Below are 17098 nucleotides of genomic sequence, written 5' to 3' on the forward strand. Positions count from 1 at the left end.
GAAGGGATTCTCGCCTCCTGTTTGGAGGCAGCTCCAGTCTTGCTGTCCTAGATTGACTCAATCTATATATATTCGGTAAAGATCAAGATGTCTTCTAGTCGTCTTTGAGTTAACGGACGGTAACGGCGATGACTATGCGGCTCGCGGACCGAGCTTGAGCACGGCCGGTCCGGCGGTGGCTCCGAGCAGGCCGACGATCAGCACGACGAGAAGCGCGTACTGCATCGGGCCGATCGGTTCGCCCGGCGTCGACTGAGCCACCGGAGTGCTCGGGTCGTCGACCCCCGGTGCCGTACCGTCGTCGGGTCCGCCAGCCGCGGCGCCGTCCGCCGGCGGCTGAGTCGGGTCACCGGTCGACTCGTTGCCGCCGTTCGGGGCGAGTGCCGCCGGATCGGGCGCGTCACCGCTTCCGGGCGGGAGTCCGTCGTCGGCGCCCGTCCCGTCGAGACCGCCACCCGAGTCGTCGCCGCCGTCGCCGCCGTCGACGCCGCCGTCGCCACCGCCCTCGGTGCCACCGTCGTCACCGCCGCCAGGTCCGTTGGGGTTCAGGCCGGGCGGATCGTCCCGTTCGTCGGGCGTCACCAGGTCTTCGGCAACGGCCAGCGTCTGGGCGCGCAGGTCGTCGTTCAGCGGCAGGTAGCCGGGCGGCAGCTGACCCGCCGCGAGTCCGGGCGTCTGTCCCGGCCCGGCCGCGTAGGTGAGCAACGCGGCGTAGTCGGCCAGCGCCTCCTCGTCCTGCTCCTCGCGCACAGCTGCGTAGGTGATCATCGTCAGCGGATAGGCGGCCGCGTTGTCGGTCTCCGGGTCGATTTGCAGCACGCCGTCGACGTCCGTCGGCACCATCGCCTCGACCCCGGCGGCAAGGTTCGCCTCGTCGGGCTGGACGAACTCGCCGGCCGCGTTGCGCAGGCTCGCCGTCGGGAGACTGTACAAGTCCGCGGACGCCGTATCGGTCACCGCCAACTGCCAGCGCCATCCCGGTCCTTGCGGGTCTACTTCCGACCACCAGCCCAAGCCGCCCGACGGGCTCGTGGCGTAACCGTCCCAGTCCGCCCGGTTCCCGCTCTGGCCGAGGCGCGCGCGATGAGCACTGTCCGCAAAGCTCGTGGCGAAGGGCAGCAGGTCGAGCGTGCAGTACCCCGGTTCGGGAATCGAGGACTCCGGATTGTGGTAGCAGTTCTCGACGTTCCGCAACACTGAGTCCGGTGCCGGCGGCTCATCGAGGTTCAACTCCTGGTAAGCCGGGTTGATCACCATCCCGTGCTCGTCGGGTTCTCCATTCAGCCACGCGACGGCCTCGTCGTCCGCCTGAATCCAACGCCACAACTCCCGCCAGGCATCGGCCGGGTACGGACCGGCGATGCGAAGCATATTCGCGCCCCACTGCGACCGGATCTTCGGCGGAACCTCCGGGTTGAGCTCGGTGAACTCCGGATCGCGACTCAGGTCTTCGGGGTTCTCCACCTGCCATTCCGGAATCTCGGATTCGTCGAAACCGGCGAAGAGCTGGTAACCGCCGGGGACGTCATGCAGGTAGCTCTGGGTCAGCAGCTTCGCCACCAACCGGGGGGTGAGCCTGACATCGCGTACGACCGTGCCGTCGAGCTCCTCGATGTTCAGCGCGATGGCCAAGCCCGACACAGCGACGGGCGCATGCACGATCTCCGGGCCGCCCTCGACCGGGGTAACGGGTGAGTAGGTATAGGCCAGGCCGGTTGCGCCTTCTACGTCCGAGGTGACCTGTCGTCTCCCCTCCGAATCGGCCATCGACAGGTACGAGAACGTGGCACCGTCACCGGCGCACAACCCTGGCTGCCAGGAGAACATCGCCTCGGCCACCAGTTCCGACCCGATCGTCGCCCGCTGCTCGGCGCCGACCGGGCAGGTACCGCTCACGGGCGCGAAGTCGAGCTGCACCTGGATGCGCTGGTTCCAGAGCGTCGGGGTCAGCGGCGATCCGTCGGCGAACTGCGCATCCTGGGTGGCGGCGGGATCCACTAGCGTTCCGCCCACCTGGTGCATGCCGTGCGGGACGATGACCAGCCAGCAGTCCCGGCCGTCCACCGCCTGATCGGGCCCTTCGACCGGGCTGCCGCATCCGAGATGCGGTGCGTCGATCGCGTTCTGAACGGTGAAGATGGCCTCACCGTTCCCGTCGGCGTCGGTACGCACGCCGCGGACCTCATTGGTGGTCCACCGGTCGAACAGCGTCTCGATATTGGGCGGATAAACCAGCTCGTCCTCGGCATTCGCCGGCCGGAACGGCACGTGAACCCCGCCGGCGGGATTCTGGTAATGCGGTGGCACGCCCCCCGCAAGAGGATCGCTAGCCGAAACGCCGCGGAAGAGGCTACCGAGTTCGATCTTCCCGGGCAGTGGCATACCTTCGGCACCCCACACGCAGTTCTCCGGCAGCGGCCCGGTCTCCTGGTCGCCCCAGCACTGCATCACCTGCAGGTAGTTGCCGATGAAGTCCGCCGTACCGGGGGTCGGGTTCCAGCCCGACCAGGTGACATCCACAGCCTGGGCTTGGATGTCGTCGGTCTGCGAGACCGTGACCTCGAGGCCGTCGAAGTCGTCGTACATGAAGTGCTCGGGATCGCGCTCCTCGACGACCGTCGAGTTGTCGGCGCCGACGATGCCGTCGGACCAGCTCAGCGTCACCGCCGAGTCGGTGAGCTCGTTGTCGGCGGCGTTCGCGGCCGGTGCGGCCGGCTCGTAGGCCAGCAGACCCATCCCGGCGACCAGCGCCAGCGCTGCCGATACCGCCCTGATGCGCAGAGCAGACGAGACCATCACGACGTCCTCCCGGCAGCGTTGTTGCGGTTCCCGAGCGTTCGGGAGATCACCGGCGGGCCGATGACCACGCCGAGGAGCAGGGCGCCGGCCAGGACCATCAGCGTGTGCTGGAATCCCCAGCCGGACGACGCCTGCAACGACACGGGGACGGCCGCGACGTTCTGCCCCGATCCGCCGTCGGCGCCGGTGGCGTCGCCACCGCTGATGATCTCGCCGGTCTCCGGGTCGATCACCTGCCCGCCGGTGTCCGTACCGGTGTCGGTGCCGGTATCCGTGCCGGCCGCGGTACCCGTGTCGGTGCCCGTGGCCGTTCCGGTCGCCGTGCCGGTGTCGGTGCCCGTGGCGGCGCCACCGGTGTCGGTGCCGGTCGCGGCGCCACCGGTGTCGGTCCCTGTGGCGGCGCCGCCGTCGGTTCCGCCGCCACCGTCGGTTCCGCCGCCGCCATCTGTGCCGCCACCGCCGTCGGTTCCGCCGCCGCCTTCGTCACCACCCCCACCGGGCGGGTTCGGCGGGGTCGGGTCGTCGTTGCCGCCGGTGCCGGTCGTGCACTGCGTCGGCCCCACCGCGTCGCAGGCCGGTGGTTGCGGCGCGTTGATCGCGAGCGTGTTGGTGCCGTCGTTCGAGAACGTCGGGTTGTTGCAGCCGGCGATGTCGATGCTCTGGGCCTCGACGCCGGGGATCTTGCGCACCTGATCGAAGCCGGCCTGCACCAGGTTGATCGGCAGTGGGGAATACCCGAGTGGACCCGCCTGTCTCTGTCCCTCGCACAGGAAGTAATAGGCGAACGAACCCAGTGTGTAGCCCTTGTTCTCGGTGAAGCCGTTCTCCAGCTCGGTCGGCAGGATCATGTAGGAGTACGACGAGAGCGGATACGCGCGGTCGTCGCCGTTGCCGTAGACGCCGTCGAGGTTCTGCGTCAGATAGTTGGCCGAGGCGGGATTCTCGTCGATCTCGGCGCCTAGCAGGCCTACGGCGACGGCGTAGTCGGTCGGCTCGACGTAGTAGTCCGACGCGTTGCGGACCTTCGCCACCGGGAACCCCGACTGCAGCGCGTAGGAGTACTCGACGTAGGTGATCGCGCCGGCCGCCCGGGTGACATAGCCCGCGACGCCGTTCGACTGCGCCTGGCTGATCATCCCCGGGATGGTGGGGTAGCTCGACGTCTGGGTGCAGGGGTTGCGCCCGGTCTCCGCGCAGTAGGCGTTCCAGGCGCCGGCATGCTGGTCCAACATCCAGGCGGTGAACTGGGCCGACGTGCCCGAGCCGTCGGACCGGACCACCGGCACGATCCGGATGGCCGGCAGCGTCAGCAGCGGGTTGTCCGCCGCGATCGCGGGGTCGTTCCACTGGGTGATCTGCCCGGTGAAGATGCCCGCGATGACGTTGCCGGAGAGCCGCAGGTTGGTCACCCGCTGGCCACCGATCGACAGGTTGTACATGAACGCGGTGCCGCCGGCCACGATCGGCATGTAGGCGTAGCCGCGGCTGGGCGGCGGGTCGGTGTTGTTGCCGTCCTGGATCCCGTAGGGAATCTCCGAGACGGCGAAGTCGACCGTGCCCTCCTTGAACTGAGTGCGTCCGATCGAGGAGCCCTGGGCGGCGAAGTTGATGCTCATGCCCTGCTGGTAGACGTTGGCCGCCCATGCGGCCACGGCGTTCGAACTCCACGTGGAGCCGGAGCCGGAGACAGGCGCGAACTCGGCCGCTGCCGCCTCGCGAGCGGCACCGGTGATGACGGCCTGGCCGATCAGGACCACTGCCAGCAGGCCACCGACCCAGCGCAGCACGGTCCAGCGCGGAGACGTCGGCGTCATTGGCTCTTTCCTTCCTCATTGGTCGCGAGCTGGGGACGGGCGGCCTCAAGGGCACGGAATCGCTCGGCGTCGCGGCGTGATGCCAGGACGCGGCGGTGTTGCTGGCGGCGGGTCAGCTGGCCCGGGCCACGACCCCCGATCGCACGGCCGACGGCGAAGAGCACCAGGACGAGCACCATCAACGCGGCGGCCGTGCCGAAGCCGCGGGCGATCATCTCCGGCTGCGGGTTCTTGACGCTGTCGAAGACGAGCAGCGGCATCGACACCATCGGCTCGTTGAACGGGTCGGTGTTCATCGCGGTGGTGAACCCGGCCGTCAGCAGCACGGGCGAGGTCTCGCCGATGCCGCGCGCCGTCCCGAGGATCAGCGACGTCATCAACCCGGAGCGGGCCGTCGGAAGGGTGACGTGCCAGACCGTGCGCCACTGCCCCGCACCGGCCGCGTACGAGGCCTCCTTCAGCGTCCCCGGCACCAGACGAAGGACGACGTCGGCGGCGCGGATGACGATCGGCAGCATCATGACCGTGATCGCCAGGCCGGCCGCGAAACCGGACTGGTCGAACCCGAGCATCGTGATCCAGGTCGCGTAGATGAACAGGCCCGCCACGATGGACGGCAGCGCCGTCATCGCCTCGCAGATGGTGCGCACCAGCCGGCTGAAGCGGCCCGGGATCTCGGTCAGGAACACCGCGCAGGTGACGCCGAGCGGGATGGTGATGGCCAGCGCGATCGAGATCATGATCAGGGTGCCCACCAGGCCGTGAACGATGCCACCCTGCGTCAGCGGGTCGAGCGGACCCGTGCTGCGCATGTCCTCGGTGTAGAAGTTCAGGTTCGGCAGTGCCTCGAGCCCGCGCGCGATGGTGTACACGACGACGAACACCAGGGCCATGCCCAGGAGCACGGCGATCCCGTGCACGGCGACGGCGGCCACCTTGTCGCGGACCGCTGGGCCGTCCTCGTCCAGCGACACCAGCAGCGCGTAGATCACCAGGAACAGGACATAGGCGATGATCACGAAGCCGATGCCGCCGTCGATCGGCAACAGCTGGGTGAACAGGAGGAAGGTGATCGCCAGCGCCGCGGACATCGCGCCGAGGAGCGCGAAGACGTCCGACGTACGAAGCATCACCAGGTTGCGACGCGTCTCCTCCGGGCCGCCCGGCGATACCGGCGGCGGCAACGTGGTGCCGCCCGGCGAGGGCGTGTCGGTGACCGGACCAGGGTTCCGGGTGTCGAGAGCGGTCATCGTGTCTCCTCTACGCGTCACTCACGGCGCCGGAGCGCGACCGGGCGATGATGGACGACGCGGCGAAGTTGACCACCAGCGTCATCAGGAACAGTGCGAGGCCTGCGGCCATCAGGGCGGACAAGGCGAAGGGCGACGCCTCGCCGAACCGCAGCGCGATGAGCGACGACACCGAGTTGGCGCCGCTCTCGAGAATGCGTGGCTGGATGACGAACACCGGCGAGATGACCATGTAGACGCCGATGGTCTCGCCGAGAGCCCGGCCCAGGCCGAGCATCGTCCCGCCGATCATGCCGCCCTTGCCGTACGGCAGCACGACCGAGCGGATCATCCCCCACTTCGTCGCGCCGAGGGCGTAGGCGCCCTCGCGCTCACCGGCCGGGGCCTGCGAGAACACCTCGCGCATCACCGAGCAGGCGATGGGGGTGACCATCATCGCGACGACGATGCCGGCGATGAAGGTCGACGCCGTATAGACGGTCATGGTGGCCAGCGGGTCGCGCGGGTCGGCGGACTCGACGTCCAGGAACGGGATCCAGCCGAACCAGGTGGAGATCCACCGGGACACGCCGAGGATGTTCCACTGCAGGAAGAACGCGCCCCAGAGCCCGTACACGACGCTCGGCACCGCCGCCATGAGGTCGACCATGCCGATCAGCGTCGACTTGAAGCGCGCGGGAGCGTACTCCGAGATGTACAGGGCCGTCCCGATGGCCAGTGGGACGGCGATGCAGATCGCCACGATCGCGATCAGGACCGTGCCCACCAGCACGGCCGCGATGCCGAACTCGCCGGAGTCGGGCGCCCATGCCTCGGTGGTCACGAACGACCAGCCGGCCTCGCGCAACGCCTCCAGCGCACGGAAGGTCAGGAACACCCCGATGAGCGACATGATCGCCAGGACGGCGAAACCGCCGCCTCGGGAGATGCCTCGGAAGATGCGGTCGCTGGGTCCGATGGCAGCCTTCAACGCACGTGGCGCGTCCTCGGCGACCTCACCCTCGGGCTCGACACGCGTCGTCGTGGTGGTCGACATCAGCCAGAGCTCTCCGTCACTCGCTCCCCCTGCACAGGTACATCCCCGCCGGGCACGTTGGCCCGATTTAGATCAAGACGATGCATCATGTCCACATTGCCATGATGTAGGAGGCTGGCCAACCGAGTCGGAGTGAACGCTCGGTGAACCATGCCGACGCGAACTGAAACGCGGGCCGGCGCCCACTGACTCGGCACCGGCCCGCATCCCGACTGGACTCAGGTGGCGACTAGTCCAGGACGTCGTCGAGCACGGCCGGGAAGTCGGTCACGATGCCGTCGACGCCGAGGTCGGCGAGCGCGTCCATCTGCGCCGGCGTGTTCACGGTGTGGACGTTGACGTCGAGACCGAGCCCGTGCGCCTCGCCGACCAGCGCGTCCTCGAAGGTGCCCTGGAAGACGCTGACGAAGTCCGCCCACTCGCTGACGGCCGTCAGCTCGTCGACGCCCGGGCGGTACCCGTACGCCGCGCCCACCGGGACGGCGGCCGGCGCCAGGGTCGAGAACGTCCGCGCCGACTCCGCGTCCCACGACTGGACGACGATGGTGCCGAGGCGCTGCGCGAGCAGGAAGTACCACCGGTCGGCCGAGAGCTCCTCGAGGATGTCCGCCTCGATGCCCGGGTAGATGCCGGGGTTGGTGATGTCGATCAGGAGACCGTCGCGGTAGGTGACCTCACGGATCACCTCACGCAGCGTGGGGATGCGCTCCCCGGCGAACTCCGGCCCGAACCAGGAGCCGGCGTCCAGCTGCCGCAGCTCGGCGAGGGTGAAGTCCGAGATGAACCACGGGTTGCGCTCGGGGAAGACCTCCTCCGCGTTCGTGGTCCGGGCGAGCGTGATGTCCTCGAATGCGACGAGCTTGCCGTCGGAGGTGCGCTGGACCTCGACCTCGACGAAGTCGGCGTCCTGGTCGAGGGCGAGGTCGATCGCGGCCAGCGTGTTCTCGGGCGCCTCGCCCGCCGCACCGTGGTGGGCGATGTTGTCGGGCTCGTCGTGGTAGCTGCCGCCGGCCTGAGCCGGGGCGACTGCGGTCGCACCGGCCACGGCGACGAGCGCGGACACCACGAGGGTCCGTTTGAGCAGAGAGTTCGACATCTGGCTGCCTTTCGGGCTGGAAGGAACTGACAAGATCAGAGCCTCCCGGCAGCCGGTGTCGGCCAGGTGTCTATGTCCTGAATTGTCACACAATAGCGTGGCACAATGCACCGTCACTTGTGCGCATGACGACGGGGTGACGCTCGCCAGGAGCGTCACCCCGTCGTGGGTGCAGCGGACCGTCAGAACGGCGACATGAACTCGGACGGCTCCAGCGCGCGCTTGCTGATCCGGACGTCGCCGAGCAGGCCGTAGAAGCCCTGGCCGAAACCGAGGTCCCAGCCCGTCGCGCCGAGGGTGAACGGCCGGCCCAGTGTGGCGATGCCGTGCGCCGGCTGCTTCGGGTTGCGAGTGATCGGCGAGCCCTCCACCCACACGACCGTTTGCTCACCGTCGTTGACGACCGCGACGTGGAACCAGCGGCCGACGGGGAGGGCGTGGCTCCAGGAGGTCGGAGAGGCGTCCTCGACGTGCGGGTAGAGAACGTACTGGAGGAAGCGCTCGGGCGACACGTTGAGGCTGCAGGTCGGTTCGAGCGGCGAGTAGCCCGCGGTCTTGCCCGCGTCGCCGGCGCGGCCCTGCCAGCTGAAGATGCCCATCCAGGCGTGGTTGCCCTCGAACGGCTCGGGCAGCTTGACGAACAGCTCGATGGTGTAGCCGCCGAGGAACTTCTCGGAGTTGATCGGCGCGTTCGCGACGGCCTCGAGGACGGCGCCGCGGTCGGGCGACTGGCCACCGTCGAAGCGGAGGCTGGCGTGGGCGGGCGCGCCGTCGTGGTGCTCGACCGACCGGGTGAGCAGGCCGGCGGCGGTCGAGTGCAGCCGGCGCACGACCAGGTCGTTGCCCTTGCGGGTGAGGTCCTGGGCGACGGCGCCGTTCGCCACGGTGGCGCCCTCCTCGACCCGGCCGCGCAGGCCGAGCGTGTCGAAGCGCCAGTACGCGACGGTGTCCTTGCCGACGACGCGGGTCGGCGGCACCTGCGGCGGCTTCGGCGCCGGCGCGAACGCCTCGAACCGCGCCTCGAAGTCGACCGGCAGGCTGAACCGGTCCACGTCGTCGGTCAGCTCGATGACCTCGGAGCCCAGCGGCGGCCGCTCCCCCGCGTCGCGCATCAGGAACCAGGGCGCGAACGTCTCGACGTCGATGGTGTTGCGGACCAGGTCGAACTGGTAGAGCCGGATCATGCCGGCGCCGCCGTAGTAGCGGTCCTGGTAGTTCGTGATGTGGACGTGGACGTCGTGCCCTGCGTCGTTGCGCAGCACGGTCCGCCCCGGCGGCCAGTAGTGCCCGCCGAGCGCCAGGAAGATCTGGTCCTTCGCGCGGATCAGCCCGTCCCACAGCCGCTGGCCGTTGCCGGACAGGGTGGCGGCGCCCTCGTCGTCGGCGTAGGCGAGGTCGTGCGTGGTGACGATCGCGGGCAGCTTCGGGTGCGCGTCGACGACACCGCGGGCCCAGGCCAGGCCGGCGTCGGAGACCCGCCAGTCCAGCGCCAGCACCAGCCACTCGCGGCCCGCGGCCGGGATGACGTGGAAGCTGTTGTAGCCGTCGGGCGACGAGCCGCCGAACGTGTCGCTGCCGGTGAACCGCGACGGGCCGAACGCGCGCAGGTACGGGGTGTCGCCACGCTGGTCGTTGCCGCCGGGGATGTCGTGGTTGCCGGCCAGCACGCTGAACGGCACGACGCCGTCGAGGGCCTCGAAGGTCTGGTCGGCGAGGTCGATCTCGTCCTGCGTGCCGTGCTCGGTGATGTCGCCGAGGTGCGTCATGAACGCGACGTTGGCCAGGCCGCGCTGCTCGGCGAGGTAGCGGAACGTCGTGGCCAGCGGCACGGGGTCGGAGCGGTCCTCGTCGAAGAGGTACTGCGTGTCCGGCAGGACGGCCAGCGCGAACCGCGGGCTGTCCGGGTCGAACCCGGCCGATGCCGGCGGGACGACGGGCGCGGCGGCGGCCGTCTGGGCGGTGCCGGCGGCGCCGATCAGACCGGGGACGGCGAGCGCGGCGGGCGCGGCGATGGCGCCCTGCAGGAGACGGCGTCGGGCGACGCCGCCGGTACGGGTGTCGGACATCTGCGGAACCTCCGATGGGTGCACTGAATCGCACTTATCGGACCAATCGCAGATGGCCGACGGGCGGCGCCCACGTGACGCCATGAGATCGGACGAACGAACGCTCCACCCCCGCCCCGTTGATCATGGAGCAAGTCGGCTCCAGATCGCCTCCAGGGCCGACCTTCTCCATGATCAACTTTGGGAGGCGGAGGCGGAGGCGGGGCGCGGAGGACGGGGCGGCGGGGCGGGCGGTTCGGGTCAGGCGTCGCGGGTCAGGGTCGAGGCGACGGTCATGCGGCGCAGCGCGGCGGCCGGGACGAGGCTGGCGAGCACCGGGATCGCCGTGCCGCCGGTCACCGTCAGCGCCGCGGCGACCAGTAGCTCGGCGCGCAGCTCGCCGGCCAGTCCCGCGGCGACGGCCAGGCCGGCGAGGGTGCCGCAGACGGCGCCGGTGCAGCCGATCAGCGCCGCCTCGGCCAGCACGACCCGGCGCACCCGGCCGTCGCCCCAGCCGACGGCCTGGAGGACGGCGAACTCGGCCCGGCGGTCGCGCATGTTGAGGAAGACGACGTCGGCGACGGCGATGCTGGACAGGAGGATCGTCACCAGGACGGCGACGTAGTCGATCTCGCGGGCGCGGACGGAGACCGCGTCGCCCAGCACGGACCCGACGACGGCGCCGTTGAACGCCAGCGTGATGCCGAGCAGCGCGGTCAGCGCCGCGCACCCGAGCGCGACCGCGAGCACGCCGAGGCCGGTCCGCCCCGGCGAGCGGACCACGTTGGCCACCGCCAGCGACCGCACCCCGCGGACGACCGGCGAGCGGACGCCGCGCATCCCGGACGCGCGCTGGCCGGGCGCCGTCCGCGGCTGCACCATCCCGGCGACGGACGGCTTCGACGCCCGCCACGCCGGCCACGCCGCGGCGACCAGCGCGACGAACACCGCGACCGGCACGGCGACGAGGGCGCGCGACACCGTCACCTCCAGGCCGGTGACCCACCCGACCGCCACCGAGACCAGCGCGCCGGCGATCCCCGCGGCGCCGCCGACCAGCAGCACCTCGGCCAGCAGCAGCCGCAGCAGGTGCCCGCGGCTCCAGCCGATGCGGCTGAGCACCTCCAGCTCTCCCCGACGAGACCGCGCCGACGCCGCTGAGACGTTCGCGACGAACAGCGTGCTGACGGCCAGGACCAGCACGAACAGGGTCACGCTCTTGTGGTCGACGGCCTGCATGACGGCGGCGACGACGCCCTGACGCATCCAGGTCTCGGCCAGCGCCAGCTCCGGGCGGCCGAACGCGCCGGCCGGCAGCTCGACGGTCTGCTCGGTGGCCGCGCTGCCGAGGACGATGTCGACGTCGAGGCCGGTGGCGGCGCGGATCTGGTCGGCGACCAGCCGGACCCGCTCGCGCTCGAGCGCGCTGACGCCCTCGACCCCGGCCACCCGGACCCGGATGGCGCTGACCGGCGCGTCCGGGTCGGCCAGCTCGATGCCCGACCCGGTGAACGTCTCGAGGTCGGACAGCCGGACGAACGCCGTCGGCGGGCCGAGGTGGTAGGCGGCCGGGCTGCCCGACGGCAGCAGCGGCTGGTCGCCGAGCAGCTCCCGGCTGCGTGCGTCGGCCGGCGCCAGGCCGTACGCGCCGTCGAACTGGGCCGCCTCGAAGTCGCTGGACTCGAAGACGCCCACGATCCCGAGCTGCGGCAGCGTGGCACCGGTCTGCGAGACGGCCGAGCCGGGGTGCGGGCGGACGGCGCGGAACCCGGTGTCGGCGACCACCGGCGGCGCCGGCACGTAGCCCTCGATGCGCACCGACGACTGCCAGACGTCCTGCGGGTTGCCGACCGGCCGCGGCTTGAGCACCCCGCCGGCGCCGACGTCGTAGGCCGTCGGCTCGGTGGTCCAGAAGCTGTCGACCAGGATGCTCACCGGACGCTCGGTCGCCTCCCGGATGAGCTCCTGGTAGGCCTGCTGCGCGGTGACGGTGTCGGCGCCGACGACCAGCCCGGGCGTGGCCAGCAGGTCGCCGACCTGCTCCAACGGCACGCCCGCCGCGAACCGGTCCGCGGCGTCGTCGGGCAGCCGGCGCACCGTCACCTCGGCCTGCGCGTCGACGCCCGCCTGGGCGCCGACGACGACCGGGACCGGACGGCTGCCGGTGCCGGTGGCGGACGCGGAGCCGGCCAGCGCCTGAAGTGCGGCCGGCACGTCGCCGTCGCCGGTCAGCAGGGCCTCCTGCTCCGGGTCGACCGCCGCCACCAGCACCGGGAAAGACCACTCCAGCGTGACCGTGCGCCGCGACGGCGCCTGCAGGGTGCGGGTGGCCGGGTCGCTGCCGGGCCGGGTCGTGAGGCAGCTGCTGCTGCGCTCGCGGGCCGCGGCGGCCGGCGAGTCCGCGACACCCGCGCCGTAGACCCGGGCGGGGCAGACCAGCACGGCGGACCCGTCGGGCATCGTCTCGGCCACGCCATGCGGCGCGCCGGTGTCGTTGAGCTGGCCCACCACGGAGACGGCGTTGGGCGTGACGTAGGAGTACGACGCGGCCGGCTGCTCGATCTCGGTCAGCCCGCGGTCGCTGGTGTACACGACGTCGGCGACCAGCAACTCGCGGCTCGCGTCGGTGCGCGGGCCGACGTCGACGGCGACCTGCGTCGCGGTCATGATGTAGCCGACCATCGCGACCGGCGCGGCCACCTCGACGCCGCCGAGCCCGCGGATGGCGTCGTAGTCGGCCAGCGAGATGCCGCCGAACTGGCCGGACAGCTGGTACGGCCGGACCAGCCCGTGCTCGGCCTCGAGGTCGGTACGGGTTCCGGGCGGGCGGACCAGGATGTGGTACTGGCTCGGCGCGGCGGCCACCTCGCCGCGCAGCTCCAGCCGCTCGACCTCCGAGGCACCGGTGAGCACGGTGAACACCGAGGTCGCGGCGACGACGCCGAGACCGAGCGCCAGCGCCCGGCCCCAGTGGGCGCGCAGCTGGGCGCGGACCAGCGGGGCGACGCCGGGCCGCCCGCCCGCGGCGTCGCCACGACGCCACCGGCCGAGCAGGCCGCGGCGGCCCGGGTCAGCCGGCGGCGGCATCGGCCGGCCTCCCGAACCCGTCCGCCTGGCGTCGGTACAGCCGGGCGTACTCGCCGCCGGCGGCCAGCAGCTGGTCGTGGCCGCCCTGCTCGACGACCCGTCCGCCGGCCAGCACGACGATCGCGTCGGCGTGCCGGACCGCGCTCAGCCGGTGTGTCACCAGCAGGCACGACCGGCCGCCCCGCTCGGTGCGCAGGTGCTCGTACAGCGCGGCTTCGGCGTCGGCGTCGAGGCCGGAGCTGGGCTCGTCGAGGATCATCAGGTCGGCGTCGTCGCGCAGCAGCGACCGCGCCAGCGCGACCCGTTGCCACTGCCCGCCGGACAGCTGCACGCCGTCGGCGTCGTCGGTGCCGCCGAACACGCGGCTCAGCATGGTCCGGTATCCCTGCGGCAGCCGCTCGACGACGGTGTCGGCCCCGGCCAGGCGGACGGCCGCGCGCAGCGCCGCCTCGTCGCCGAGCCGCCGGACGTCGCCGAACCCGACGTTGTCGGCGACGGTGAGGTCGTAGCGGACGAAGTCCTGGAACAGCACCCCGATGCGGCGCCGGACGGCGTCGGGCGGCAGGCCGGCGACGTCGCGGCCGTCCCAGCGGATGCTGCCCGACGTCGGCTCGTAGAGCCGGCACAGCAGCTTGACGATGGTGGACTTGCCTGCGCCGTTGGCCCCGACCAGCGCGACCATGGCGCCGGGCGGAATGGTGAACGAGACGCCACGCAATACCGGCGCATGGCCCGCAGCGTAACGGAAGGTGATGTCGCGCAGCTCAACGCCGGTTGGCCGGACGGTGTGCAGCCGCGGCCCGGGCGGTGGCGGCGTCGGGACGGCGGCCGCGGCCGCGGTCTCCAGCACCGCCTCGAAGTGCCCGAAGACCAGCGCGCTGTGGTGGCCGTCGCCGAAACACCGGACCAGGCCGGCCGCCGCCGCCCGTAACCCGGCCAGCCCGGTGACCAGCATGCTGAGGTCACCGACGGTGATCGTGCCGGCCACCGCCTGGACGGCGCCCCACACCAGGGCGCCGGCGCCGAGCAGCGCGCTCGCCGCGGCCAGTCCGCCCTGGGCCAGCGCCGCACGCCGCTCGACCGCGCGCTGGGCCCGGGCGATGGCGCGCAGCTCGGTCGTCATCCGGTCGTGCAGCAGGTCGCCGAGGCCGAAGACGCGCAGCTCCTTCGCCGCGCCGGCGTCGGTGAGCAGGGTGCCGTAGAACATCTCGCGCCGGAACCCGGGCGTGATCCCCCAGAGCATCCGGGCGCGGTCGCGGCTCTCGGCGACGGCGGCCACGGCCGCGGGCAGGCTGCCGGCGACGGTCAGCAGCACCAGCCACGGGCTGACCGCGGCCAGCACCACGATCAGGCCGGCGGCGGCGACCGCCGCCCGGAGCGCGCCGAACACCGCCTGGATCAGCACCTGCGGAGCGCCGGACCCGGCCTGCTCGGCCAGCCGCAGCCGGTCCAGGAAGGCCGGCCGCTCGAGCAGTTCCAGGCCGGCGATCCGGGCGACCGCCCGCATCAACGTGCCCTTGGCGCGCAGCGCGACCCGGCGGGCCAGCTCGCTCTCGGCGTACCTGGTCACCGCGGCGACGACCGCGGTCGTGACGGCCGCGGCGCCCAGCAGCGCAACGGCCGACACGGCGGCGCCGCGGCCGGAACCGTCCACGACGGTGTCGAGCGCGCGGGCCAGCAGCCACGCGTCGAGCGGCACCAGGACGCCGGCCAGCAGCGACAGCGCGGCGAACCCGGCCGACCACCCGGGGGCGGCCGACCACAACAGGCCGAGAGCGCGGACGACGGTCCGGAGGGTGACGCGGGTGTCGCGCTCGGCCTCCGGCCCGGTCACCGCACCGGACGTGGGAGTTCGTTGACCGACAGGGTGACGGCCTCGACCAGCCCGTCGTCGACCAGCACGTACGTCGGGAACACCGCGATGCCGTAGACACCGGCCAGTCCGTCGGCGCGCTCGTCGGCGATGACCCGCGCGACGCCGGAGACCGCGGCCTCGATATCCGCACCGGCGACGGAGTCGCCGACGATCGCCACGACGACGCGGTCACGACCGCCGAGCAGCCGCGCGTACGCGACCAGCTTGGGCAGCCCGTCCCGGCAGCCCTGGCAGGTGGCCGAGGCGAACGCGATCAGCCTGATCCCGCCGGCCCGCGGCGGCACCGTCCCGGGCACGGCCGGCGCCGGCGACCCGATGTCCGGGCCGTTCGGCGGCAGCGTCACCGGCCGGCCGGCGGCGCCGTGCTGGTGTCCCGAGTGCCCGCGCGGCGCGCGCAGCGCCAGCTGGCGCCCCGCGAGCAGCAGGGCGGCCGCCGTCATCAGCGCGGCCAGGCTGACCGCCAGGCCGGCGTCGCGGCCGTCCTCGAGACCGGACAGCGCCAGCGCGCCCGCAGCGACCGCCGTCAGACCGGCGTTGCGCAGGACCGTCGACCACGTCACCGGGGTCGACCCGGAGCCGAAGCAGCGGCACGGCAGCGCCTCGGTGCGCCGGGCCAGCACGACGGTGCCGGCGGTCATCGCCGCGCTCAGCAGCCCGGCGGCCAGCAGGCCCGCCGTCAGCGTCACCGGCACGACCAGCAGGACCGCGACGACCGCCTCGGCCACGACCAGGGCGGTCGCGGCCGGAACGGCCAGCCGGGCGGGCACGTGCAAACCCGCCTTGAGCGTGGTGCCCAGGCCGGTCAGGCCATCAGGCCAGACCAGCTTGCCGACGACCGCCGCGGCGAACACCAGGATCAGTGCCCACCGCGTCAGCTCGGCGAGGAAACCGATCATCTCCTCACGCGCCCGTCAGCAGGTCCCGATCTGCTGCCAGCTGCCGCACTGGTACACGCAGTCAGGCCGGAAGCAGCACTGCCGGCGGAGGAGGAGCCCGCCGGCGCAGGTCGTCTCGAACTGGCAGTCGGGCGGGCAATCGCGGACGGCGCTGACCGGCGCGAACACGGACTTCACTGCGGACATGAGCATGGTGGCCATGGCAGGCTCCCCGAGTCGAACTTCTGGTGGTATGTCCTTATTTCTACCTTGCGCCTAGGTAGTTGACACCCATGCCGACCGGACTGTCACGGACTGTTCGCCTGGACGCGGCGCATCGCTCACTTGCGACGCCTCAGCGCCCCCCGCAGGACACCGTACGATCATGTTCCGCCCTTGGGCAGGAGGCCGTTTTCGCCCGCCGGCTCAGCCGAGGCCGGTCGCCCGGCGCAGCGTCTCGTCAGGCTGCGGATCCCAGACCGCGTGGTCGGCGACGACGGCGCCGTCGCGGAGGCTGATCATGCGGGAGCACTGAGCGGCGACCGCCGCCTCGTGCGTCGCCAGGATCAGCGTCATGCCGTAGTCGGACTGCACCTGCGCCAGCAGGTCGAGCACCTCGTCGCCGGTGCGGGAGTCCAGCGCGCCGGTCGGTTCGTCGGCCAGCAGCAGCTTCGGCCGCGCCACCAGTGCGCGGGCGATCGCCACCCGCTGCTGCTCGCCACCGGAGAGGTCGCCGACGCGCGCCGCGGCCCGGGCGCCGAGCCCGACGGCGTCGAGCAGCTCGCGGGCCCGCTCGTGGCGGTCGAAGCCGACCTGGATCGGCATCAGCGGCACCACGACGTTGTCCAGCGCGGTCAGCTGGGGCAGCAGGTGGTAGTGCTGGAAGACGACGCCGACGCCGCGCCGGAACGCTGCCGCCGCGCGCCGCGACAGCTGCTCGACCCGGGTGCCGCCGACCACGACGGTGCCGGAGTCGGGCCGGTCCATGCCGCCGATGACGTGCAGCAGCGTCGACTTGCCCGACCCGGACGGGCCGACGACCGCGACGGTCTCACCTGCGTGGATGTCGAGGGTGACGTCGACCAGTGCGGGTACGTGGGCGCCACCCTGCCGGTAGAACCGGGTGACCTCGTGCAGCGAAATGGGCGCACCCGGGAACCGGTCGTGACCCCCCGACCGGACGTCCGCAGCGTCGCTGGGACCGTGCCGTCTCATGTGAT

Annotated in this window: 11 protein-coding genes; all 11 read right to left on the minus strand. The window is 71.9% G+C overall.

Annotation, left to right across the window (positions count from 1 at the left end; translation table 11 throughout):
• Positions 1-132: 132 nt before the first annotated feature.
• The gene (locus BLV05_RS37345; RefSeq protein WP_046768818.1) at positions 133-2796 is read right to left on the minus strand and encodes a hypothetical protein; all 2664 of its coding nucleotides are present in this window, start codon (positions 2794-2796) and stop codon (positions 133-135) included.
• Entirely contained in the window at positions 2796-4613 is a 1818-nt protein-coding gene (locus BLV05_RS30685; protein ID WP_046768817.1) for a phosphate ABC transporter substrate-binding protein PstS, read from the minus strand. The genes BLV05_RS37345 and BLV05_RS30685 overlap by 1 nt, the downstream gene beginning before the upstream one ends.
• A complete protein-coding gene (gene pstA / locus BLV05_RS30690; protein ID WP_197683417.1) occupies positions 4610-5863 on the minus strand; it encodes a phosphate ABC transporter permease PstA in 1254 nt (417 codons plus the stop codon). The genes BLV05_RS30685 and pstA overlap by 4 nt, the downstream gene beginning before the upstream one ends.
• 10 nt (positions 5864-5873) lie before the next feature.
• Positions 5874-6899: a phosphate ABC transporter permease subunit PstC gene (gene pstC, locus BLV05_RS30695; protein WP_082155230.1), complete on the minus strand. Its 1026-nt coding sequence runs from the start codon at positions 6897-6899 to the stop codon at positions 5874-5876.
• A gap of 229 nt (positions 6900-7128) precedes the next feature.
• Positions 7129-7995, minus strand: coding sequence for a glycerophosphodiester phosphodiesterase (locus BLV05_RS30700; protein ID WP_046768816.1), 867 nt, complete (start codon positions 7993-7995; stop codon positions 7129-7131).
• Between the two features lie 182 nt (positions 7996-8177).
• On the minus strand, positions 8178-10061 hold the full coding sequence (locus BLV05_RS30705) for a LamG-like jellyroll fold domain-containing protein (RefSeq protein WP_046768815.1): 1884 nt from the start codon (positions 10059-10061) through the stop codon (positions 8178-8180).
• A gap of 240 nt (positions 10062-10301) precedes the next feature.
• Positions 10302-13127, minus strand: coding sequence for an ABC transporter permease (locus tag BLV05_RS30710; RefSeq protein ID WP_046768814.1), 2826 nt, complete (start codon positions 13125-13127; stop codon positions 10302-10304).
• On the minus strand, positions 13111-14961 hold the full coding sequence (locus BLV05_RS30715; protein WP_046768813.1) for an ABC transporter ATP-binding protein: 1851 nt from the start codon (positions 14959-14961) through the stop codon (positions 13111-13113). The genes BLV05_RS30710 and BLV05_RS30715 overlap by 17 nt, the downstream gene beginning before the upstream one ends.
• Positions 14958-15899 carry a MauE/DoxX family redox-associated membrane protein gene (locus tag BLV05_RS30720; RefSeq protein ID WP_052762462.1) on the minus strand — a complete coding sequence of 314 codons (942 nt, stop codon included), beginning with the start codon at positions 15897-15899 and terminating at the stop codon, positions 14958-14960. The genes BLV05_RS30715 and BLV05_RS30720 overlap by 4 nt, the downstream gene beginning before the upstream one ends.
• 15 nt (positions 15900-15914) lie before the next feature.
• The gene (locus BLV05_RS30725) at positions 15915-16100 is read right to left on the minus strand and encodes a hypothetical protein (protein WP_046768812.1); all 186 of its coding nucleotides are present in this window, start codon (positions 16098-16100) and stop codon (positions 15915-15917) included.
• Positions 16101-16304: 204 nt separating this feature from the next.
• Positions 16305-16964 carry an ABC transporter ATP-binding protein gene (locus BLV05_RS30730; RefSeq protein ID WP_063932550.1) on the minus strand — a complete coding sequence of 220 codons (660 nt, stop codon included), beginning with the start codon at positions 16962-16964 and terminating at the stop codon, positions 16305-16307.
• Positions 16965-17098 lie beyond the last annotated feature (134 nt).

The organism is Jiangella alkaliphila, from assembly GCF_900105925.1.
In the GTDB taxonomy this organism is placed as follows: Bacteria; Actinomycetota; Actinomycetes; order Jiangellales; family Jiangellaceae; genus Jiangella; species Jiangella alkaliphila.